The 20,954-nt window shown below is 56.8% G+C and carries 23 protein-coding genes and 2 pseudogenes; 8 read left to right on the top strand and 17 right to left on the bottom strand.

What is annotated here, in order from left to right; translation table 11 throughout:
• Positions 1–23: 23 nt before the first annotated feature.
• A complete protein-coding gene (gene yfcF / locus AC2CGP_RS06675) occupies positions 24–668 on the bottom strand; it encodes a glutathione transferase (protein WP_015365572.1) in 645 nt (214 codons plus the stop codon).
• A gap of 162 nt (positions 669–830) precedes the next feature.
• On the opposite strand from yfcF, the gene yfcG reads away from it, so the two are divergent.
• The 6 genes and pseudogenes from yfcG to AC2CGP_RS06705 all read left to right on the top strand — a co-directional run bounded on the left by yfcG (position 831) and on the right by AC2CGP_RS06705 (position 4,460).
• On the top strand, positions 831–1,460 hold the full coding sequence (yfcG, locus tag AC2CGP_RS06680; RefSeq protein ID WP_020078237.1) for a GSH-dependent disulfide bond oxidoreductase: 630 nt from the start codon (positions 831–833) through the stop codon (positions 1,458–1,460).
• 65 nt (positions 1,461–1,525) lie between these two features.
• Positions 1,526–1,888 carry a dihydroneopterin triphosphate 2'-epimerase gene (folX, locus tag AC2CGP_RS06685; RefSeq protein ID WP_015365570.1) on the top strand — a complete coding sequence of 121 codons (363 nt, stop codon included), beginning with the start codon at positions 1,526–1,528 and terminating at the stop codon, positions 1,886–1,888.
• Positions 1,889–1,909: 21 nt separating this feature from the next.
• Complete coding sequence (locus tag AC2CGP_RS06690) at positions 1,910–2,803, top strand: TIGR01777 family oxidoreductase (RefSeq protein ID WP_020078236.1); 894 nt, start codon at positions 1,910–1,912, stop codon at positions 2,801–2,803.
• 213 nt (positions 2,804–3,016) lie between these two features.
• Positions 3,017–3,265, top strand: a pseudogene (locus AC2CGP_RS06695) (DNA-binding protein); the annotation flags it as partial.
• Between the two features lie 9 nt (positions 3,266–3,274).
• Positions 3,275–3,829, top strand: a complete 555-nt coding sequence (locus tag AC2CGP_RS06700) for a hypothetical protein (protein ID WP_015706169.1) — start codon at positions 3,275–3,277, stop codon at positions 3,827–3,829.
• Between the two features lie 75 nt (positions 3,830–3,904).
• A pseudogene (locus AC2CGP_RS06705) lies at positions 3,905–4,460 on the top strand (GNAT family N-acetyltransferase).
• On the opposite strand, the gene hisP reads toward AC2CGP_RS06705, so the two are convergent.
• The 5 genes from hisP to argT form a co-directional block, all read right to left on the bottom strand.
• Positions 4,441–5,214 (bottom strand): histidine ABC transporter ATP-binding protein HisP, encoded by a 774-nt coding sequence (gene hisP, locus AC2CGP_RS06710; RefSeq protein ID WP_032708793.1) that lies wholly within the window; start codon positions 5,212–5,214, stop codon positions 4,441–4,443. The pseudogene AC2CGP_RS06705 and the gene hisP sit on opposite strands and share 20 nt — an antisense overlap.
• 7 nt (positions 5,215–5,221) lie before the next feature.
• Complete coding sequence (locus tag AC2CGP_RS06715) at positions 5,222–5,938, bottom strand: ABC transporter permease (protein WP_015365565.1); 717 nt, start codon at positions 5,936–5,938, stop codon at positions 5,222–5,224.
• Positions 5,935–6,621: a histidine ABC transporter permease HisQ gene (locus AC2CGP_RS06720; RefSeq protein WP_015365564.1), complete on the bottom strand. Its 687-nt coding sequence runs from the start codon at positions 6,619–6,621 to the stop codon at positions 5,935–5,937. Before AC2CGP_RS06720 ends, AC2CGP_RS06715 begins: the two co-directional genes overlap by 4 nt.
• A 66-nt stretch (positions 6,622–6,687) precedes the next feature.
• Positions 6,688–7,470, bottom strand: a complete 783-nt coding sequence (gene hisJ / locus AC2CGP_RS06725; protein ID WP_015365563.1) for a histidine ABC transporter substrate-binding protein HisJ — start codon at positions 7,468–7,470, stop codon at positions 6,688–6,690.
• A 267-nt stretch (positions 7,471–7,737) separates the two neighbouring features.
• Entirely contained in the window at positions 7,738–8,520 is a 783-nt protein-coding gene (gene argT / locus AC2CGP_RS06730) for a lysine/arginine/ornithine ABC transporter substrate-binding protein ArgT (protein ID WP_015365561.1), read from the bottom strand.
• A 49-nt stretch (positions 8,521–8,569) separates the two neighbouring features.
• Here argT and AC2CGP_RS06735 point away from each other — a divergent pair, with 49 nt between their 5' ends.
• Positions 8,570–8,698: a hypothetical protein gene (locus AC2CGP_RS06735; RefSeq protein WP_161798742.1), complete on the top strand. Its 129-nt coding sequence runs from the start codon at positions 8,570–8,572 to the stop codon at positions 8,696–8,698.
• Between the two features lie 110 nt (positions 8,699–8,808).
• Here the strand turns inward: AC2CGP_RS06735 and AC2CGP_RS06740 are convergent, their stop codons facing one another.
• From AC2CGP_RS06740 to pdxB, 10 genes are all read right to left on the bottom strand, one after another.
• The gene (locus AC2CGP_RS06740; protein WP_020078233.1) at positions 8,809–9,381 is read right to left on the bottom strand and encodes a UbiX family flavin prenyltransferase; all 573 of its coding nucleotides are present in this window, start codon (positions 9,379–9,381) and stop codon (positions 8,809–8,811) included.
• Between the two features lie 126 nt (positions 9,382–9,507).
• Positions 9,508–11,025: an amidophosphoribosyltransferase gene (gene purF / locus AC2CGP_RS06745; RefSeq protein WP_015365559.1), complete on the bottom strand. Its 1,518-nt coding sequence runs from the start codon at positions 11,023–11,025 to the stop codon at positions 9,508–9,510.
• Between the two features lie 33 nt (positions 11,026–11,058).
• Positions 11,059–11,547: a colicin V production protein gene (cvpA, locus tag AC2CGP_RS06750; RefSeq protein ID WP_015706172.1), complete on the bottom strand. Its 489-nt coding sequence runs from the start codon at positions 11,545–11,547 to the stop codon at positions 11,059–11,061.
• 218 nt (positions 11,548–11,765) lie between these two features.
• Positions 11,766–12,458, bottom strand: a complete 693-nt coding sequence (gene dedD, locus AC2CGP_RS06755) for a cell division protein DedD (protein ID WP_015365556.1) — start codon at positions 12,456–12,458, stop codon at positions 11,766–11,768.
• The gene (gene folC, locus AC2CGP_RS06760) at positions 12,448–13,716 is read right to left on the bottom strand and encodes a bifunctional tetrahydrofolate synthase/dihydrofolate synthase (RefSeq protein WP_110915835.1); all 1,269 of its coding nucleotides are present in this window, start codon (positions 13,714–13,716) and stop codon (positions 12,448–12,450) included. Before folC ends, dedD begins: the two co-directional genes overlap by 11 nt.
• Positions 13,717–13,779: 63 nt before the next feature.
• On the bottom strand, positions 13,780–14,694 hold the full coding sequence (accD, locus tag AC2CGP_RS06765) for an acetyl-CoA carboxylase, carboxyltransferase subunit beta (RefSeq protein WP_015365554.1): 915 nt from the start codon (positions 14,692–14,694) through the stop codon (positions 13,780–13,782).
• A 199-nt stretch (positions 14,695–14,893) separates the two neighbouring features.
• Positions 14,894–15,553, bottom strand: coding sequence for a DedA family protein (locus AC2CGP_RS06770; protein ID WP_015365553.1), 660 nt, complete (start codon positions 15,551–15,553; stop codon positions 14,894–14,896).
• Between the two features lie 51 nt (positions 15,554–15,604).
• Complete coding sequence (truA, locus tag AC2CGP_RS06775) at positions 15,605–16,417, bottom strand: tRNA pseudouridine(38-40) synthase TruA (protein ID WP_126028386.1); 813 nt, start codon at positions 16,415–16,417, stop codon at positions 15,605–15,607.
• A complete protein-coding gene (locus tag AC2CGP_RS06780; RefSeq protein ID WP_015365551.1) occupies positions 16,417–17,430 on the bottom strand; it encodes an aspartate-semialdehyde dehydrogenase in 1,014 nt (337 codons plus the stop codon). Before AC2CGP_RS06780 ends, truA begins: the two co-directional genes overlap by 1 nt.
• A 62-nt stretch (positions 17,431–17,492) precedes the next feature.
• Positions 17,493–18,629, bottom strand: a complete 1,137-nt coding sequence (gene pdxB, locus AC2CGP_RS06785) for a 4-phosphoerythronate dehydrogenase PdxB (RefSeq protein WP_164518313.1) — start codon at positions 18,627–18,629, stop codon at positions 17,493–17,495.
• 109 nt (positions 18,630–18,738) lie between these two features.
• On the opposite strand from pdxB, the gene flk reads away from it, so the two are divergent.
• Entirely contained in the window at positions 18,739–19,722 is a 984-nt protein-coding gene (flk, locus tag AC2CGP_RS06790; protein WP_047080726.1) for a flagella biosynthesis regulator Flk, read from the top strand.
• 42 nt (positions 19,723–19,764) lie between these two features.
• Here flk and AC2CGP_RS06795 read toward each other — a convergent pair whose 3' ends face one another.
• Positions 19,765–20,940, bottom strand: coding sequence for an MFS transporter (locus AC2CGP_RS06795; protein ID WP_015365548.1), 1,176 nt, complete (start codon positions 20,938–20,940; stop codon positions 19,765–19,767).
• Between the last annotated feature and the right edge of the window lie 14 nt (positions 20,941–20,954).

Raw genomic sequence — 20,954 nt, forward strand, 5'->3', positions numbered from 1 at the left:
GATAACGGAACTGCCTGCGCTTATCAGCCGCTACGTTTAGCCGACAGTGCGGCATAACGCTGAACAGATGCCCGTTGCCACTGGAAGGTCGCATAGTCCGCCAGCGCTTCCGGCACCTCATCGCCGTTCAGCACCAGACGGTTTAGCATCAGCGCAAGATCGGCATCGGCGATACACCATTCGCCAAACAGATTCTGTCCGCCATGTGCCAAAAGCGCGCCGGCGGTAGCGAAGAGTTTAGCCGCGCTGGTTTGCCCCGCAGCGCTAAGCGCAGGCTTCTTCGCGCCGCCAAACACCACGTCGGTAGAACGTTCTTCGCGGATGGGCATCAGATCGCTTCGCAGCCAGGCCTGCACCTGCCGCGCCCGCGCGCGTTTTTGCAGGTCGTGCGGATACAAGCGCTCCCATTCCGGCGGCGCAAAGCGCTCGTCAAGGTATTCGGTGATGGCCGAGGATTCGCTCAGCGAAAAATTATCCACTTCCAGCAGCGGCACGCGCCGTGTCGCGGAGTAGCCCTTCCAGCCCGGCTGCAGATGCTCGCCGCTGTCGAGATTGACGGTTTTAAGGGTGAACGGCAGGCTTTTTTCCTGCAGCGCCACGTACACGGACATCACATAGGGGGAGAAAAAATCGGCATCGGACCACAGAGTAATAACAGGCTGATTCATGACATCCTCAATGAAGCCAGGGGGTGATAAATCAACATAGCTGGTCTGCTATAAGATGTCACTGGCAGCCACATGAGGATTTCGCAATTTTAATCTTTGCCCCGCGATGGCGCAGGTCGCCTATACTCGAAACGTTTGCGACCTTCGATGGCGGGAGACCTCATGATCGATCTTTACTACGCACCTACCCCCAACGGCCACAAAATCACTCTTTTTCTCGAAGAGGCGCAGCTGGCCTATCGCCTGATACGCGTCGATATCGGCAAAGGTGAACAGTTTCGCCCGCAGTTTCTGGCTATCTCGCCAAATAATAAGATCCCGGCGATCGTTGACCACGTTCCGGTCGACGGCGGCGCGCCGTTAAGCCTGTTTGAGTCAGGAGAAATCCTGCTCTATCTGGCGGAGAAATCGGGAAAATTACTAAGCGGCGAGCTGCGCGAGCGGCATACTACCCTGCAATGGCTATTCTGGCAGGTCGGCGGTCTGGGGCCAATGCTTGGGCAAAACCACCACTTTAACCATCACGCGCCTCAGGCTGTCCCTTACGCCATTGAACGCTATCAGGTCGAAAGCCAGCGCCTGTATGGCGTAATGAACCGGCGTCTTGAAACCAGTCCATGGTTGGGCGGCGAGCACTACAGTATCGCCGATATCGCCTGCTGGCCATGGATTAATGCCCACTCGCGCCAACGCATCGATCTTAGCCAGTTCCCGGCGGTGCATAACTGGTTTGAACGCATCCGCCAGCGCCCGGCAACGCAACAAGCGCTACTCAAAACGCAACAGTATTAATCCCCTGCTCGCAGGGCGTGCTTTCATGTATGATTGCGGAAATTACTACACGGAGGAAGCCTGCAATGTCTCAGCCAGACGCCATTATTCGTATTAAGAACCTGCGCCTGCGTACTTTTATTGGAATCAAAGAGGAAGAGATCGCCAACCGTCAGGACGTATTGGTGAATGTGGTGATTCACTATCCGGCCGATAAGGCTCGCGACAGCGAAGACATCAATGATGCCCTGAACTATCGCACCATTACTAAACGCATCATCAGCCATATCGAGAATAACCGCTTCTCGCTGCTGGAAAAATTAACCCAGGATGTGCTCAATATCGCATGCGAACATCACTGGGTCACTTATGCTGAAGTAGAGATCGATAAACTTCACGCGCTGCGCTATGCCGACTCAGTATCAATGACCATGAGCTGGCGGCGCTAAAACGTTTGTAAGGGAGGCGGTATGAAAATCCTGCTCACTGGCGGTACCGGGCTCATTGGTCGGCATCTTATTACCAGGCTGCTGGAACTTGGGCACCAGCTCACAGTTTCCACCCGCAACCCTGAACGCGCAAAAGCCCGTCTCGATCCCCGCGTCACGCTGTGGCGCGGTTTCGAAGGGCAAAACAACCTCGATGGCTTTGACGCCGTCATTAACCTTGCCGGCGAACCGATCGCCGATAAGCGCTGGACGGCAGAGCAAAAAGAGCGCCTGTGCCACAGCCGCTGGGACATCACCCGGCAACTGGTCGCGTTATTTAAAGCCAGCGAAACACCACCCTCCGTGCTGATTAGCGGTTCCGCTACCGGCTATTACGGCGATCTCGGAGAAGTCGTGGTGACCGAGGAAGAGCCGCCGCACAACGAATTTACCCATAAACTTTGCGCCCGCTGGGAGCAAATCGCCAGTGAGGCGCAAAGCGATCGCACGCGCGTGTGCCTGTTGCGCACCGGCGTCGTATTAGCGCCGCGCGGCGGGATCCTGGCCAAAATGACGCCAGCGTTTAAGCTCGGCCTGGGCGGCCCTATCGGCGACGGTCGTCAGTATCTGGCGTGGATCCATATCGATGATATGGTGAACGGGATCTTGTGGCTGCTGGATAACGATCTGCGCGGCCCGTTCAATATGGTCTCACCCTATCCCGTACGTAACGAACAGTTTGCCCACGCGCTCGGCCACGCGCTCAATCGCCCGGCGATTTTCCGCGTTCCCGCCGCCGCCATTCGCCTGCTGATGGGAGAATCTTCAGTACTGGTGCTCGGCGGCCAGCGCGCGCTGCCGAAGCGCCTGGAAGCCGCCGGCTTTAGCTTTCGCTGGTACGATCTGGAAGAGGCGCTGAAGGATGTGTTGGGCTAAGTCGATAAACGGGGAGCAACGGCTCCCCGTTTTCTTCCCTTGGGCGGAAGCCGCCTCGCAAATCGTTAATTCCTCGCTCTCCTTGCTACGCTTCTTGTGAAGCCCATTCCAACCGCAAAATTATTCTCCTGCCATAACGTCCTGACGAGGTATATACCCTCAAAAAGCGTTGACAACCGTCAACACTCTTTTTATTCTGAGCAGGATTTGACGATGAAGGAACATCCGGACAAACATATCAGGAAGGCGATTGCCACGGCGCTGGCGCGGGGGTGGATATTGCTGCCTGCAGGTAAAAGCGCTCATTGCTTTGGCCGCCTCGTCTGCGGCGTGACTGAACACCGGGAACATATGATGAGCATTTGGTCGACGCCCGCCGTCCCTGAAAACCACGCCCGGCAAATAATCAGAATGGTCAAACGGTGTCCCATCCCGGCTACCGCGCGCATCATGCATAAGGAACGCAAAACGATGCCGATATTTAATTTTACGCTGACGCTGTCCGGCGTCACCAGTCAAACGCCAGGACTGGAAGATGCGCTCTTTGCCGCAGGCTGTAGCGACGCGCTGGTCTGCTTTTACGGTACCGCGGTCTACCTCGAGTTCGATCGCGAGGGCCAATCGCTGGAGCAGGCGGCGCTATCCGCCATCCGCGATGTAGAAACCGCCGCGCTGCCAAGTATCCGCGTGGAGTCCATCGATTCGACACTGGTCGGGCTGAGCGATATCGCCGAACTTATCGGCGTCTCCCGCCAGGCGATCGCGCTATTAAAAGAGGGCGCTCGCGGCAGCGGGCGGTTTCCCGGCCCCGTACAGCGCGTGAAGGGCAATTCCCCTCTCTGGCGCTGGAAATCCGTCGTTGAATGGTTAGTCGCGGAAAAGCGCATCGCCGCCGATTCGCCGATGGTGGCTAACGCCCTACTGCTGGATAGCCTCAACCTGGCGCTACAGCTTCGCCGTTCACCGGAAAATCACCGCGTGCAGCGCTACCTGCAAAGTCTGAGCGCCACGTCACCCACGGGCTGATTCGCGAGGGCGAGCATGTTACCCGGCACAGCATGGTGGTAAAGTAGGCTTTCGTTTTAGCTGATTAATTGCTTTATGACTACGATAACAACGCCCCGCCTGTTGCTTTCCCGCTTCACTCCGGCCGATTGGCCCTTTTTTCTGCGTCTGCGTCAGGACCCTGACGTCATGCGTTACATGGGTGAGGTGTTAAGCGAAACGGCGCTACGCAGCGTGTTTGAATCCCGCTGCGAAGATCCCGGCGTCTTTGTGTTGCGCGATTCTGCCGGCACGCCGCTGGGGGATATTGGTCTGCGCATCAGCGCGAAAAACCCGCACGAGGCCGACGTCGGCTACGCGCTACTGCCGCAAGCGCAGGGTCAGGGCTACGCCAGCGAAGCGCTCCGCGCGATTTGTGATTACGGCTTTACCACCCTTGGCATCCACGCCATTAATGCCTGGGTGCTGGGAGATAACCAGGGGTCGTCGCGGCTGCTGGAAAAGCACGGTTTTGTACGCATTCAGGTGCTGGAAAATGCTTACCACCTCAACGGCGTGGATTACGATGATTGGATCTACCGGCTGGAGCGTTAAGTCATTCCCGGCGAGCGAACCCGCCGGGATAGAGGCGATTACTTCAGTGAACCTTTAAGGAACTGCTGCAGGCGCTGGCTTTTCGGGTTGCCGAATAGCTCGTCGGGATGTCCCTCTTCTTCGATTCTTCCCTGATGGAGGAAAATCACGTGTGAAGAGACGTGGCGGGCAAAACCCATTTCGTGGGTGACGACCACCATGGTTTTCCCCTCTTCCGCCAGTTTTTGCATAATACGCAACACTTCGCCCACCAGCTCCGGATCCAGTGCCGATGTCGGCTCATCAAACAGCAGCACATCCGGCTCCATCGCCAGCGCCCGCGCGATGGATACGCGCTGCTGCTGACCGCCGGAAAGATGTACCGGATATTTGATCTGCTGGCGTTCATCGATACCGACTTTCGCCAGATACTTCACCGCCCGATCGCGCGCTTCCTGTTTGTTGAGGCCGAGCACCTGAATCGGCGCCTCCATAACGTTTTCCAGTACCGTCATGTGGCTCCACAGGTTGAAGTGCTGGAACACCATCGTCAGGCGCGTGCGCAGCAGACGCAGCTGGTTTTTATCCGCTACCTTCAACTGGCCGTCTTTATCGCGCACCAGGCCAATATTCTGTCCGTTGACGATAATCGTTCCTTCGCTTGGCTTCTCCAGAAAGTTGATGCAGCGCAGAAAGGTACTTTTACCGGAACCCGATGAGCCGATAATACTAATCACGTCTCCGGCCTTCGCTTTCAGCGAGACGCCTTTCAGCACCTCGTGCTCACCGTAACGTTTATGCAGATCGATAACGCTTAATTTATTGTCGGTCATGGCTTTCTCAGTGCGTCGAAGAGGGTTTGATATGCTGCAGCCAGCGCTTTTCCGCCTTGCGGAACAAGCTAATCAGCACATACGAAATAATTAAGTACAGTACCGCGGCGATGCCGAAAGCGGTAAACGGCTGATAGGTCGCCGAGTTAATATCACGCGCAATTTTCAGCAAATCCGGCACCGTGGCGGTAAACGCCAGCGCCGTCGAGTGCAGCATCAGAATGACTTCGTTGCTGTACGCCGGTAGCGCAATACGCAGTGCCGACGGCAAAATAATGCAGCGGTATAGCTTAACTGACGAAAAGCCGTAAGCCCGCGCAGCCTCAATCTCGCCCGGCGCCACCGAACGAATCGCCCCCGCAAAAATCTCGGTGGTGTAGGCGCAGGTATTTAAGGTCAATGCCAACACCGTACAGTTCAGGCCGCTGCGGAAAAACGCATTCAACAGATCGCTGCCTTTGACGATTTCCAGCGTATACATCCCGGAGTAAAACACCAGCAGCTGCACGTACAGCGGCGTCCCGCGGAAAATATAGGTAAACAGCCAGATCGGAAACTGAATGTATTTATTGCTCGATACGCGCCCGATGGCGAGAAACACCGCAAGGATACCGCCCATCACCACTGAAGCAATCAACAGCCACAGGGTGATCGCCACGCCGGTAAAACGGTAACCGTCGGTCCACAGCAGGGATTTCCAGTACTCCTGAATAATTTCAATCACAGGTCAGCCCTCTTCACACCCACGGAGTAGCGGCGTTCAAGCAGCAGCAGCACACCATTGGAAATCGTGGTAAACACCAGATAGATCGCCCCGCAGACGATAGCGAAATAGAACGGCTGCCAGGTGCTTTTGCCCGCCAGCTGCGTTGCCTTCACCACGTCTTCCAGACCGAGCAGCGACACCAGCGCGGTGGCTTTGAGAATCACCTGCCAGTTGTTGCCGATACCGGGCAGCGCATAGCGCATCATCGCCGGAAACAGGATACGGCGGAACGTCTGCCAGCCGCTGAAGCCAAATGCCGTCGCCGCTTCAATATGGCCTTTCGGCACCGCCAGAAACGCGCCGCGGAATGTTTCAGTGAAGTACGCGCCATAGATAAATCCGAGGGTGATAATACCGGCGATCATCGGATCAATATCAAATTGCGCCATGCCTAATGCATCGGTGATGCTGTTAAGGGCGATCTGTAGCCCATAGAAAATCAGCAGCATCAGCACCAGATCCGGCACCCCGCGGATCAGCGTGGTATAGCCTTCAAACACCAGCGCCATAGGCCGGTTAGCGGATAATTTCGCCCCCGCGCCCACCAGCCCAATAAGGACCGCGAGCACTACCGAGCTAAGCGCCAGCTCAAGGGTGACCAGCGCGCCCTGAAAAATAACCTGTGAGAACCCGTACAGCATGCTGTCTGCCCTGTCTGTCATCGATCGCCGCACGTGAAAACGCGTGCGGCGAGGTACTAACGATGATTAGTCGCCGTACACGTTAAAGTCGAAATATTTCTTCGCCAGCTTGTCGTAAGTGCCGTCTTTACGCATCTCGGCGAAAGCTTTATTTAGCGCTTCACGCAGTTCGGTGTCGTCTTTACGCAGGCCCATGCCGGTACCGACGCCAAACAACTTCTCATCCTTAATGGACGGGCCGCCAAACTGATAATCTTTGCCAATCGGCTGTTTGAGGAAACCTTCGCTGGCGGCGACCTCATCCTGGAACGCAGCGTCAATACGGCCCGCGGTCAGGTCGGAATAAATATTGTCCTGGCCCTGATAGGAGACAATTTCAATGCCTTTCGGCGCCCAGTGCTCGTTGCCGTAGGTTTCCTGAGTGGTGCCCTGCAGAACGCCAATGCGCTTGCCTTTCAGCTTGCTCAGGTCTGGCGTAATATCGCTGCCCTTTTTCACCACCAGACGGGAGTCAGCGGCATAAAGTTTGTCGGTGAAGGCAATTTCCTGCTGGCGCTTTTCGGTAATCGACAGCGAGGACATAATCGCATCGATTTTCTTCGCTTTTAACGAGGGGATCAGCGCATCCAGCGGGTTTTCAACGAAGGTACATTGGGTATTAATACGCTTACACAGCTCTTTCGCCAGATCGATGTCAAAACCGATCAATTGGCCCTGCGCATTCTTCGATTCGAACGGCGCATAAGTAGGATCGGTACCAATACGGATTTTCTGTGGAATAGCTGCGAATACCGTGGAAACGCTGGAAAGGGCCAGCGCCAAAGAAAGAGACAACGCCAGTTTTTTCATAATTATCCTCAACAGACTGTCATTCTAACGGGTTTATTAGAAGCACTTACGCCAGTTATCGTGCCATTATTCGCCCTGCCAAGGCAAAGCAAAATGCGCATGAAAGCAGATTTTTTTGCATCAGAAACGCTTAACTATGCATTTTATGAACAAAGAAAAACTGCTGTCGCCCCATTCTGGTGCAAGCTATCAACCGCTTGCACCTATCAAGGGCAACAATAACCGCGTCGCAATGGAGCGGCCTGGCATAACCAGACCGCTACAGTCTTAATCGCCGTAGACGTTAAAGTTGAAGTATTTCTTCGCCATTTTGTCGTAGGTGCCGTCTTTACGCATTTCACCCAGCGCTTTGTCGAAAGCGGCTTTCAGCTCGCCATCTTCTTTGCGCAGGCCGATGCCGGTACCATCGCCGAAGTATTTTTTGTCTTTAACGGAAGGACCGGCAAACGCGTAGTCTTTACCGGCAGGTTGTTTGAGGAAACCTTCACTGGCCGCGACTTCATCCTGCAGCGCCGCGTCAAGGCGCCCTGCGGCGAGGTCGGAATAGATGAGATCCTGGTTAGCATAGGCGACAACATCCACGCCCTGGCTGCGCCAGCGTTCATTGGCATAGGCCTCCTGGGTGGAGCCCTGCAGTACGCCAACATGCTTGCCTTTCAGCGACTCCAGCGTCGGCTGAATCGGCGAGCCTTTTGCGGCAATCAGTCGAGAGTCTGCCGCATACAGCTTGTCAGAGAACGCAATCTCCTGCTGCCGTTTTTCGGTAATCGATAGCGACGAGATAATTGCGTCGATTTTCTTCGCTTTCAGCGAGGGGATCAGCGCGTCAAAATCGCTGCCCACCCAGGTGCACTTCACCTTGATACGCGAGCACAGTTCATTGCCCAGATCGATGTCAAAGCCAATAAAGTTGCCCTTCGAATCCTTCGACGAGAAAGGCGCATAGGTGGTATCGGTGCCGATGCGGATACTTTGCGGCAGCGCCGCAGATACGCTGGCGGCGCTGCTGATTCCCATGATTAACGAGAGAGCCAGGATCGTCTTCTTCATAGAAAGCCCTTAAGTGTCGTGATGTTGTTATGTTGTGCGCTGTCTGGTTATGTATGTTGCCGACGGTTCTTGCAGGTTTTATGCCATTTTCCCGGTGCGTGCCGGTAACAGCGTTAAATTTGTTAATATAAAGTTGCAAGATTGTCTTAAGAGGGAAGATACCAGCATTGGCGGATAAACCGCAGCGGCAAAACGCAAAAAAACAAATTAAATGTCGAGGATTTGATCAGGACAACAAAAATGCACCAGCGGAAGGCAAAGGTAAATAAAATGCACCAAACAGGTGCATCATACTCCGCCTTGCCAGCGGGTAAACAGGTCCTGCGGCAGGTCAATATCAAACTGATCGATCACCCGGTTAACCGTCTGATTAATCACATCATCCAGCGACTGGGGACGATGATAGAATGCCGGTACCGGCGGCATGATCACCGCGCCCATTTCCGCCGCCTGCACCATTAAACGCAGATGCCCCAGATGGAACGGCGTCTCGCGTACGCAAAGCACCAGCGGGCGACGCTCTTTTAACACCACGTCCGCCGCGCGGGTCAGTAGACCATCGGTATAGCTATTGACGATGCCAGAGAGCGTTTTCATCGAGCACGGTAGAATGACCATCCCGCTGGTTTTAAACGAGCCGGAGGAGATGCTGGCGGCGATATCGCGCGCGTCATGTACCACATCGGCCAGCGCCTGCACTTCCCGCAGCGAGTAGTCGGTTTCCAGCGACAGCGTCTGACGCGCCGCCTGGCTCATTATCAGATGGGTCTCGACCTCCGCGACGTCACGCAATACCTGTAGCAGGCGTACGCCGTAAATCGCGCCGCTGGCGCCGGAAATACCGATAATGAGTCGTTTCACGATGTTATACCCCTTGCGCATAGTGCCGCAGACTTTGCCGGATTATAGTCCCCGACGCAACCTGGCGGGTAAAAATAAAAAGGCCCGCGGTCCTCGAAAGACGGCGGGCCAGCGACAAGTGACGAATTAGCCTTCGTTATGCATCTCTAAGTTTTCAACTTCGGTTTGCAGTTGGACCGCTTTCGCATCGTCGTTGCGCAGGGAATCAAGATAATCGAGATACTGTTGGTCTACGTCTTTGGTGACGTACACGCCGTTAAAGACCGAACACTCGAACTGCTGAATATCCGGGTTTTCTGCGCGCACCGCTTCGATCAGATCGTTCAGATCCTGGAAAATCAGGCCGTCAGCGCCGATGATCTGACGGATCTCGTCAACTTCGCGACCGTGGGCGATAAGCTCGTTGGCGGTCGGCATATCGATACCGTAAACGTTAGGGAAGCGAATTTCCGGCGCCGCGGAGGCCAGATACACTTTCTTCGCACCGGCTTCGCGCGCCATTTCGATAATCTGTTCAGAGGTGGTGCCGCGAACGATAGAGTCGTCCACCAGCAGCACGTTCTTATCACGGAATTCGGCGCGGTTGGCGTTCAGCTTACGGCGCACGGACTTACGGCGCAGCTGCTGGCCCGGCATGATAAAGGTACGGCCGACATAGCGGTTTTTGACGAAACCCTGACGATAGGGTTTATCGAGGATACGGGCAATCTCCAGGGCGATATCGCAGGAGGTTTCCGGGATCGGAATAACGACATCGATATCCAGATCTTCCCACTCGCGGGCAATTTTCTCGCCAAGCTTCGTGCCCATGTTCACACGGGCGCTATAGACGGAAATCTTGTCGATAAAGGAGTCCGGACGCGCGAAATAGACGTATTCGAACAGGCACGGGTTACTGACCGGGTTTTCCGCACATTGACGGGTAAACAGCTGGCCTTTCTCGGTGATGTAGACCGCTTCGCCCGGCGCGACGTCGCGCAGAAACTCAAAGCCCAATGTATCCAGCGCCACGCTTTCGGAGGCGACCATATACTCGGTGCGGCCATCGCCGATATCGCGCTTGCCGAGCACCAGCGGACGAATACCGTTCGGGTCGCGGAAGGCGACCATGCCGTGGCCGATAATCATCGCCACGCAGGCGTATGCGCCGCGGATCTGGCGGTTCGTCGCGGCAATCGCGGCGAAAATGTTATCGGCTTCCAGCGGGTAATGACGGAAATTATCCAGCTCGCTGGCGAAGATATTGAGCAGAATTTCGGAATCGGAGGTGGTGTTGATGTGGCGGCGTTTTTCTTCAAACAGCTTTTGACGCAGCTCGTGGGCATTGGTCAGGTTGCCATTATGGGCCAACGTAATGCCGTAGGGCGAGTTAACGTAAAAAGGCTGCGCTTCAGAAGCGCTGGAACTGCCTGCCGTTGGGTAACGGACGTGGCCAATCCCCATATTTCCCTGCATACGCTGCATGTGGCGCGCTTCGAACACATCGCTCACCAGCCCGTTAGCTTTACGCAAACGGAAGCAGTTATTTGCATCAATGGTGATGATGCCCGCGGCATCCTGCCCACGATGCTGAAGCACCGTTAACGCGTCATAAATCGACTGGTTTACCGGCATAACACCGGCGATACCGACAATACCGCACATACGTCTTTTCCTCGTTAAGCTACATCCCAACGCTTATGCTTTGGGCAAGAAACTTGACGAGCTCTGCAGATAGTCAAAGAACCATCTGATAACGAAACTGAACTGCGGGATAAGCTCAGACTTTTGCCAGTCTTCACTTTTTGCCATACCGGTGAAGCTATCGAGAAAGAACAGAATAGCGGAGACGATCAGCACGCCGCGCAGGGCGCCAAAACAGATCCCCAACACCCTGTCTGTTCCTGACAGACCGGTTTTCTCTACCAGAGCGCCTATCACATAGTTAACGATAGCGCCGACGATAAGCGTTGCGATAAACAATATCGCGATAGCAATCCCATTTCGGACCAGTTCGTCTTCAAAGCCCGTGAACCAGACAGCCAGGTAAGTGTAGTAATGACTGGCGACAAAGAAGGCACATCCCCATGTCACCAGCGATAACGCTTCACGAACAAAGCCGCGGATAAGGCTAACCAAACAGGAAAAACCAATTACCGCAATAATGGCGTAATCAATCCAGACCATATACATCCCACGATTTTACGCCCTGTCGTCCGGTTCGGGGCGCATTCTAACAGAAAAAGAAAACGTTTGCGTAGGGATTTCCGTGCCCTACAGAAATAAAAATGGCGCTGAAAAAACATTCAACGCCATACTGCCTGACGCCTCTTCAGGGCGTATCCGGCAAGGGTTTCAGCAGGTTAACCCGCCTGCCAGCTCGCCCAATCAGAGCGGGTGGGATTTTAATTCGGGCTATATCCCATAACCACGCCGCTCAGACCAGAAATCTGCTGCAGCTCGCCGAGTTGCCCCTTCAGCTTGTCTTTCGACGCATCCGGCCCCACCAGAATACGGGTAATTTTACCCTGAACCGGCGTGGATGGCGATGTCCAGGCTTTAAAGCCCGAGGAACGCAGCTTACCGACGATTTCGTTAACCTTATCGGCATTCTTCAACGCCCCCAACTGCACTACATAGGCTTTCCCGGTCGGCGCCGGAATCGCGGCCTGCTGTTGTTGCGGCTGCGGTTGCGTTTTAGCCGGAGGCGGCGTCTGCGCAACCTGCTGAGGCTGCGGTTTCTCAACCGGCTTCGGCTGTGGTTTCGGCTGCGGCTTGGCGGCCACCACCGGCTCCTGGACTTCATCGAAGCTATTGTTGTTTACCGGGACGCGCGAAGGATCCAGCGATGGCGCCGCGGCGTCTCCCGCTCTCACCTCTTCCGCGGCACCTTCCGGCGGCTGCGAAGGCAGCGCCTGAGTAGCCGCCGGCAGCATATCCGGCTCATCGCGATCGCCAGGCTTCGGCACCAACGGGATCGCCGCAAACTCATCCTGATAATGTTTTTTCTGGCCATCGAGCAGACCCGGGAGAATAATTACCCCCAGCGCTACCAGTACAATCGTCCCGACTAAACGGTTCTGAAACTTACTCGCCACCGATTCTCCCCGCGTCTATCTCTTCCATTACATGCGCCACCGTGTGGAAGGAACCACACACCAGCACCGTATCTTCGGCTTTGGCATCCGCCATAGCGGCATGCCACGCCTGCGCTACGCTGTCATAACGTTGGCCCGCGCGCAGATGCGCAATCAGCTGGTCCGCCGTGGCGCCGCGCGGCCCTTCCAGCGGCGCGCAGTACCACGCGTCTACTTCAGGCGCCAGATTCGCCAGGGTTCCGGCGATATCTTTATCATGCAGCATACCAATAACCGCCAGTACGCGCCCCGTTTTCGCTAAGCTTTTGAGACGCCCGGCGAGATAAGCCGCCGCGTGCGGGTTATGCGCGACATCGAGGATCACCCGCGGCGCGTCGCTGATAATCTGAAAGCGGCCCGGGAGCATGGCGTGATGAATGCCGTCGCGCAGCGCCTGTTCAGCGACGTTAAGCCCGCTGGCGCGCAGCGCCGCCAGCGCCGTCGCGGCGTTGGGCAATGGAACCTGCGGCAGCGGCAGCCCTGCCAACTCGCCCTGACCATCGGTAAAGTTCCATGACTGGTCTGTCACGCTATAACGCCAGTCATGGTCGCGGCGCAGCAGCATCGCGCCCTTTTCATTCGCCACGTCGGCAATCATCTGCGGCATATCGGGCTCGCCCACCACCGCCGGTTTACCAGCGCGGAAGATACCCGCTTTTTCACGGCCAATGCTTTCACGATCCGGCCCCAGCCAGTCGGTATGATCCAGCGCGATGCTGGTGACCACCGCGACGTCGGCATCGACGATATTCGTGGCGTCCAGGCGTCCACCGAGGCCCACCTCCAGGATAACCACATCCAGCTGCGCCTGCTTAAACAGCCATAGCGCGGACAGCGTGCCAAATTCAAAATAGCTCAGCGAGATATCGCCGCGCGCCGCTTCGATTTCGGCAAATGAGGCGGTATGCGCCGCTTCCGGCAGCTCGGCGCCCTGGATACGCACGCGTTCGGTATAGCGCACCAGATGCGGCGAACTATACACGCCAACTTTATAGCCCGCCGCCATCAGCACCGATTCCAGCGTTCGGCAGGTGGTGCCTTTGCCGTTGGTACCCGCTACTGTAAAGACAAACGGCGCCGGTTTTAGTATCGCCATCCGTCCGGCGACTTCGCTCACCCGCGCCAGTCCCAGATCGATGGCTTTACTGTGCAGATGCTCCAGATAAGAAAGCCACGTAGCCAGGGGCGACGTGGCCTGAGGAATAGGATCTTTTTCCATGATGTCCGCGAGAGTTAACGGTAAAAAAAAGGGCAGCGCCTGTCGGCCCTGCCCTCTGCATTATCAGGCCTCTGGTTCCTGATCCGGTACCGGTGGTACCACCTCGCCCTCGTGAGGCGCATCGGCCTGCGGCGAAGGAAGGTTCATCAGTTTCGCCAGGATGCTGGCTAATTTCAGACGCATTTCAGGACGACGGATAATCATGTCGATCGCCCCTTTTTCAATCAGGAACTCACTGCGCTGGAACCCCGGCGGCAGCTTCTCACGCACGGTCTGCTCGATAACGCGAGGACCGGCGAAGCCGATCAGCGCTTTTGGCTCGGCGATATTCAGATCGCCCAGCATTGCGAAGCTCGCGGAGACGCCGCCCATAGTCGGGTCGGTCAGCACGGAGATGTACGGTAAACCGCGCTCCTGCATTTTCGCCAGCGCCGCGGAGGTCTTCGCCATCTGCATCAGCGACATTAGCGCTTCCTGCATACGGGCGCCGCCGGAGGCGGAGAAGCAGATCAGCGGGCAGTTGTCTTCCAGCGCCTGCTCAACCGCACGGACGAAACGCGCGCCGACAACGGAACCCATCGAACCACCCATAAAGGCGAATTCAAATGCCGCCGCCACGACAGGCATGCCGTGCAGGGTGCCTTTCATCACCACCAGCGCGTCTTTCTCGCCGGTCTCTTTCTGTGCAGAGGCCAGACGGTCTTTATACTTTTTCGAATCGCGGAACTTCAGCACATCCTTTGGCTCGAGCTCGCTACCCAGTTCCACGAGAGAACCTTCGTCCAGCAGGCTATGCAGGCGGTTGCGCGCCGACATACGCATGTGGTGATCGCACTTAGGGCAAACCTCCAGGTTGCGCTCCAGCTCTGCGCGGTACAGTACCTGACCGCAGCTGTCGCACTTGGTCCATACACCTTCAGGAATACTTGCCTTACGGGTGGGGGTTATATTGCTTTTAATTCGTTCAATCCAGCTCATTGATAACCTTTCTACCTGAACCTGGTCGATGCCAGTTTTGTCGCAAGGGGCGCATAATGCCACTTTTGCCCCTCACAGACCATGAATGTTGCACATTAAATCATAACATCCCGTAACATGGGATAAAAAAGTGGTCGAACCGCTCACACTTTGCGCGCCGGACGTCATAGCAACGCCCGGCGAGAATGCCGCTAAGGGCTTATTTAGCCTGCTTTGCCGCCGCCCGGCGATGGCGAATCACTTCGATAACGCCAGGCAGTACCGACAGGACGATAATCGCCACGATCAGCAGCTTCAGGTTTTCCTGTACGATCGGCAAATCACCGAACAGGTACCCGGCGTAGGTGAACAGCAGTACCCACAGCAGCGCGCCAACCACGTTGTACGCCGCAAAATGACGATAGGACATGTGACCCATTCCCGCCACAAACGGCGCAAAGGTTCTGACGATCGGCACAAAACGCGCGAGGATGATGGTTTTGCCGCCGTGGCGTTCATAGAAGGTATGGGTTTTGTCGAGATAGCTACGACGGAAAATCTTCGAGTTCGGATTGCTGAACAGCTTTTCGCCGAACAATCTACCGATGGTGTAGTTCAGGGCATCGCCAACAACGGCGGCAATGACCATCAGCGCAACCATCAGGTGTACGTTGAGATCGTTAGTTGGCAGCGCGGAGAGCGCGCCGGCGACGAACAACAGAGAATCTCCGGGCAGGAACGGCGTCACCACCAGGCCGGTTTCGCAGAACAGAATCAAGAACAGGATGGCGTAAACCCAGACGCCATACTGTGCGACCAGCTCCGCAAGGTGCACATCAATATGCAGGATGAAATCAATCAAAAAATGAATCAGGTCCATATTTGTCTTAGCCTTTAGTGACAACCGCCCCCTGTTACGGGGGCGCTGATATTAGTCCGCCAAAAACAGCGGGCCCATCGGCATCACCGGCAGGTCGAAATGGGCCGGATAATCCACCGACACCAGATACAATCCTTCCGCTTTCGCCGTCGCGGCAGCCAGAGTCCGGTCCTTCGCCGCCAGCAGTTCTGCAATCCAGCTCTCTGGCTGGTTTCCGGCGCCTACTTCCATCAGGCTGCCGACGATATTCCTAACCATATGATGAACAAAAGCGTTCGCTTTGATATCCACCACCACATAAGCCCCGTGACGGGTCACGTTGATATGCATCACGTTGCGCCACGGCGTGCGCGACTGACATTGCACCGCGCGAAACGAGGTGAAGTCATTCTCGCCAATTAAACACTGCGCGGCGCGATGCATCCGCCCGGCATCCAGAGGGTGGTAATAATGCGTCACCCCCTGGCTTAACACCGCCGGACGCAGGCGGTGATTATAGATGACGTAACGGTAACGACGGGCCGTCGCGCTGAAGCGGGCGTGAAAATCGTCCGCAACATGCTTCACCCAACGCACGGCGATGTCACCAGGTAAATTCGCATTTACGCCCAGCGTCCAGGCGGCGTCTTTACGCTGAGCGCGGGTTTCAAAGTGCACCACCTGGCCGGTACCGTGAACGCCGGCGTCGGTACGCCCGGCGCAGAATACGTGTACCGGTTCGGCCGCCACCTGCGACAGCGCCTTTTCCAGCTTTTCCTGCACGCTGCGCACTTCGTTTTGCCGCTGCCAGCCGTAGTATTTGCTGCCGTCGTACTCGATGCCCAGCGCGATTTTATACACCGGCTGCTGCTGTGCTCCAGACATCAGTACAAATACTCCTGAACCAGCTTCTCGGCGATTTTCACCGCCATCAGCGCGCCGCCAAAGCGCACGTTATCGGCCACCGACCAGAACTGAATCTGCTCGGGCATGCCGTAATCGTTATGCACGCAACCGATGGACAGACGCGCGTTACCGGAAGCATCGCCGACCTGCGTCGGGAACTCGCCCTCTTCAGAAAGCTCGATATCCTCGCCACGGGTAAAGGCGTCGCGCGCCTCCTCCGCCGCCAGCGGACGCAGCGCTTCAAAATTCACCATCTGCGCATGACCATAGAAGACCGGCGATTGCACGACGCTTGCGGAAATCATCAGGCCGTCATCCTGCAGAATTTTGCGCGCTTCATCGACGATACGTCGTTCTTCGCGCACGCTACCTTCGCGATCCGGCAGAATCGGCAGCATGTTGAAAGCCAGCTGGCGCCCAAAGAAATCGTCCTCATCAATCGGAATACCGTTCAGCAGTTTCGCGCTCTGCCCCGCCAGCGCATCGACCGCTTTTTTCCCCTGCGCCGAGGCAGACAGCAGGTTGGTAACGGTAATACGCGACAGGCCGCCATCATCGATCAGCGGCTTCAGCGCCGTCAGCAGCTGGCTGGTCAGGCTGTTTGGTACCGCAATCACGTTACGGTTGCGGTAGTCGCCGAGCACGAACGGGTTGACGTCCGGCACCACCAGCGGCACGTCCGGCTCCAGCGCAAACAGGCCGCTAAGATCGATAACCAGACAACCGGCGTTGGTGGCTTCTTCGACATACGCCGCGCTGGCTTCGACGCCCGCGGCGAAGAAAGCCAACTGGGCCTGGGTCCAGTCAAAGTCGGCGGCGTCCTGCACGATGACCGATTTGCCACCATAACGCAGATGTTCGCCCGCGCTTTCATTGCGCGCCAGCGCATAAATTTCGCCTACCGGAAACTGGCGTTCAGCAAGGGTTTCAAGCAGGGCTTCGCCTACGGCGCCGGTTGCGCCCAGTACGGCAATATTCCAGCCTTCAGACATGGTGGTGTACTCCAGAAAATAGCGACCCTGCCGGATTATCCGACAGGGGCATTAAGAAGATATTAACGAACAGGATGATGTACGGCATTAAAACCGAGCTGACGCAGCAGCGTCGCTGCTTTTTCATCGCTGCACTGTACGTACAGGGAAGACCATTCGCGGCGTTCCTGATAATTTTTGCGCAGCTTGTCGAATTCGCCGGCAATGCCTGCCACTTTACGCAGCGGCGCATCATCGCGGCGCACATCATACACCAAATGGACCAGCCTTTTCAGCGTCGCCTGATCGAGTGGGCCGTGCAGAGTGATGCGGCCAAATTCCGGCGCCGGCAGTAGCGTATCCAGCGCCACCTGCTGCGGATGGCCAATAAACGCGCTATAGGCTTCAAAAACCTGGGTGGTGCCGCGCGCTTTGCCTTCAAGGGTATAACCGGCGATATGCGAGGTACCGATATCGACACGCGCCAGCAACTCGGTATTCAGATCCGGTTCGGGTTCCCAGACGTCGAGCACCACGCTCAACTGCTGCCCGGCCTGCAAGCGCTTGAGCAGCGCCGCGTTATCCACCACCGGGCCACGGCAGGCGTTAATCAGGATCGCCCCCGGCTGCAGGCGGCAAATCAGCGCTTCATCGGCCAGATGCAGCGTTTTATACGGCCCGTCTTTAAACAACGGCGTGTGGAAAGTCAGGACATCCGCCTGCTGCACCAGCTCGTCCAGGCTGCGGAAGTCGCCTTCATCGCCACGATCGGCGCGCGGCGGATCGCAGAGTAATGTTTTAATTCCCAGCGCTTCCAGACGTTTTTGCAAACGCCCGCCAACGTTGCCGACGCCGACGATACCGACGGTACGATCAGCCAGCGCGAATCCGTCGCGCTCGGCGAGCATCAGCAGCGCCGAGAAAACATACTCCACCACCGCGATCGCATTACAGCCCGGCGCGGCGGAAAAGCCAATCCCCGCCTGCTGTAACCACGCTTGATCGACATGATCGGTGCCTGCGGTGGCGGTGCCGACAAACTTAATTGCCTTACCGGAGAGCAGCGCTTCATTCACCTTAGTGACGGAACGCACCATCAGCGCGTCGGCGTCGGTTAACGCTTCCTGCGGAATGGGACGACCGGGAACGGCCTGCACGTCTCCCAAACGGCTAAAAAGCTCACGCGCATAGGGCATATTTTCATCAACGAGGATTTTCACGGTTCAGTACCTGTCTGAGAACGAGAGTAAACCGGGGAAGTGTGCCATAATCTGGCCGCCAGGAACATCATCACCCGGCTTAAGTACAGCACTACGGTAAGGATTCATCATGACACCACCCGTTTCAGGTATGTCCGATCGCCCTCCGGGGACTGGCCCATCCGGCGCATCCGCCGTGGGCCCAAACGCGCTCACCATGCAGCAACGCACCGTTCTGGAGCGGCTGATAACGCGTCTGGTGACGCTGACATCGCAGCAAAACGCCGAAGTGTGGGCCTGCGTGAAGCACGATCTGGGTCTGAAAGGCGACACGCCGCTGCTGGCGAGCCATTTCAGCGCGGCTGAGAGCAACCTGAATCAGCGCTTAAGTATCGCTCAGCAAAACCACCACCATCGGCAAATTCTCGCCCAGCTCAGCGAACTGCTGACTCAGGGAAATAACCGTCAGGCGGTGAGCGATTATATCCGCCAGAATTACGGTCAAACCGTGCTGCATGCGCTGACCCAGGCACAGCTGGAGAACGTGCTGCATCTGCTGCAAAACGGCCAGTTGGCGATCCCGCAGCCGCAGCAGCGTACGCCGACGCTGCGCCCTTTGCTGCCGGCGGAACATAACACCCTGAATCAGCTAGTGACCAAACTGGCCGCCGCAACCGGCGAATCGAGCAAGCTTATCTGGCAATCAATGCTTGAGCTGTGCGGCGTGAAATCCGGCGAACTGATCCCCGCCACCCACTTCACCCCGCTCTCGTACTGGCTGCAGGCGCGACAAACGCTGAGCGCGCAAACCGCGCCGACGATGAATTCGCTGCAGGCAGCGCTCAAGCAACCGCTGGAGGCGCAGGAGTGGCAGAAAATCGCCGATTTCGCGCAAAGCAACTGGCAGGTGACGCCCACGACGACCTTAACCAGCCCGCAGGTGCTAACGCTATTAAATAAGGTCTTTGCGCTACGCGTAGCCCGCGCCCAGGCGACAATGGCAATTACCCCGGTCGAGCCCCTGCCCGCACCCCATGCGGTGTATAGCAAAAAAGCGTGGACGGTGGCGATTGCCCTGCTGGTGGTGATTATTCTGCTGTGGCTGGTGCTGTAAGCTAAAAACAATCATGGCGGTCAGAACGCCGCCATGATGCCATTACTTACGCAGCGTCAGTAAAGTGACACCAATGCCCAATACCGCGCAAATCGCCCCGGCAAGGAACACGGAAGCATAGCCAAGCGAGGTGGCAAGCAGGCCAGCCAGCGGGCCAGTGACGCCGTAAGAGATATCCTGAAACGCGGCATAGCCGCCAAGCGCGGTGCCGCGAACCTGGGCCGGAACCCGTTTGACTACCTCAACGCCCAGCGCCGGGAAGATGAGCGAGCAACCGCAGCCGGTCAAAGCGGCGCCCGCCAGCGCCACCCAGGCGCCCGGCGCTTGCCATAGCAGCGTCAGACCAATCGCTTCAATCAGCAGTGATACCATCGCCACCTTAATGCCGCCAAAGCGATCCGGCATCCAGCCGAACAGAATACGCATCAGGACAAAAGCGCCGCCAAACGCGGTCAACGTGAAGCCGGCCATCGCCCAGCCGTGGCTGGCGAAATAGAGTGAAACAAAGGTACCGATCACCGCAAAGCCGACGCCCTGCAGGCCGAGACCAATTCCCGGCCGCCAGATCATGCCGATGACGCTCCATAGCGAAGGACGCTCGCCGCCGTGGGCGGGAACTTTACGGACCGTGCCGTTAATCGCCCACGCCAGCAGCGGCAGCGCCATCGTGACGCAGGCCAACGCCGCCACGCCGAAGCGGCTGTAAATCAGCAGCCCCAGCGGCGCGCCCACCGCCAGCGCCCCGTACATCGCCATGCCGTTCCACGACATCACTTTACCGGAACGTCGCGGGCCAACCAGCCCTAATCCCCAGCTTAAGTTACCGGTCAGCAGTTGGCTTTCACCAAAGCCGAGAATCAAACGTCCCAGCACCAGCAGGCCAAATTTGGCCATTACCGGCACCGGCAGCAGCGCCGCCGCCAGCCAGGCGCAGCCGGCCAGAGCACAGGCCAACATTCCTTGCAGCACCGAGCGTTTCGCACCGTACTGATCGGCCAGTCTCCCGGCATAGCCGCGGGTTAATACCGTGGCGAGAAACTGGATGCCGACGGCCACGCCGACGAGTGTGTTGCCAAAGCCGAGATCGTGGTGCACAAATAGCGGGATAACCGGTAGCGGCAACCCCACGGTCATATAGGTCAGAAAAACCGCAAAGGTAATGCGAAATAGCGAGAGATTCTCTGAAGCGTTGTTTATCGTTTTTGTCGCTGCGGACATGCGTTACCCCAGTT

The sequence above is a fragment of the Klebsiella sp. SYXHC3 genome (assembly GCF_057196925.1).

Excerpts from the sequence above, each read along its gene's own strand:
- yfcF (WP_015365572.1), bottom strand. The coding sequence starts at position 668 with ATGAATCAGCCTGTTATTACTCTGTGGTCCGATGCCGATTTTTTCTCC.
- yfcG (WP_020078237.1), top strand. The coding sequence starts at position 831 with ATGATCGATCTTTACTACGCACCTACCCCCAACGGCCACAAAATCACT.
- folX (WP_015365570.1), top strand. The coding sequence starts at position 1,526 with ATGTCTCAGCCAGACGCCATTATTCGTATTAAGAACCTGCGCCTGCGT.
- AC2CGP_RS06690 (WP_020078236.1), top strand. The coding sequence starts at position 1,910 with ATGAAAATCCTGCTCACTGGCGGTACCGGGCTCATTGGTCGGCATCTT.
- AC2CGP_RS06700 (WP_015706169.1), top strand. The coding sequence starts at position 3,275 with ATGCCGATATTTAATTTTACGCTGACGCTGTCCGGCGTCACCAGTCAA.
- hisP (WP_032708793.1), bottom strand. The coding sequence starts at position 5,214 with ATGACCGACAATAAATTAAGCGTTATCGATCTGCATAAACGTTACGGT.
- AC2CGP_RS06720 (WP_015365564.1), bottom strand. The coding sequence starts at position 6,621 with ATGCTGTACGGGTTCTCACAGGTTATTTTTCAGGGCGCGCTGGTCACC.
- hisJ (WP_015365563.1), bottom strand. The coding sequence starts at position 7,470 with ATGAAAAAACTGGCGTTGTCTCTTTCTTTGGCGCTGGCCCTTTCCAGC.
- argT (WP_015365561.1), bottom strand. The coding sequence starts at position 8,520 with ATGAAGAAGACGATCCTGGCTCTCTCGTTAATCATGGGAATCAGCAGC.
- AC2CGP_RS06735 (WP_161798742.1), top strand. The coding sequence starts at position 8,570 with ATGTATGTTGCCGACGGTTCTTGCAGGTTTTATGCCATTTTCCCGGTG.
- purF (WP_015365559.1), bottom strand. The coding sequence starts at position 11,025 with ATGTGCGGTATTGTCGGTATCGCCGGTGTTATGCCGGTAAACCAGTCG.
- cvpA (WP_015706172.1), bottom strand. The coding sequence starts at position 11,547 with ATGGTCTGGATTGATTACGCCATTATTGCGGTAATTGGTTTTTCCTGT.
- folC (WP_110915835.1), bottom strand. The coding sequence starts at position 13,716 with ATGGAAAAAGATCCTATTCCTCAGGCCACGTCGCCCCTGGCTACGTGG.
- accD (WP_015365554.1), bottom strand. The coding sequence starts at position 14,694 with ATGAGCTGGATTGAACGAATTAAAAGCAATATAACCCCCACCCGTAAG.
- AC2CGP_RS06770 (WP_015365553.1), bottom strand. The coding sequence starts at position 15,553 with ATGGACCTGATTCATTTTTTGATTGATTTCATCCTGCATATTGATGTG.
- truA (WP_126028386.1), bottom strand. The coding sequence starts at position 16,417 with ATGTCTGGAGCACAGCAGCAGCCGGTGTATAAAATCGCGCTGGGCATC.
- AC2CGP_RS06780 (WP_015365551.1), bottom strand. The coding sequence starts at position 17,430 with ATGTCTGAAGGCTGGAATATTGCCGTACTGGGCGCAACCGGCGCCGTA.
- flk (WP_047080726.1), top strand. The coding sequence starts at position 18,739 with ATGACACCACCCGTTTCAGGTATGTCCGATCGCCCTCCGGGGACTGGC.
- AC2CGP_RS06795 (WP_015365548.1), bottom strand. The coding sequence starts at position 20,940 with ATGTCCGCAGCGACAAAAACGATAAACAACGCTTCAGAGAATCTCTCG.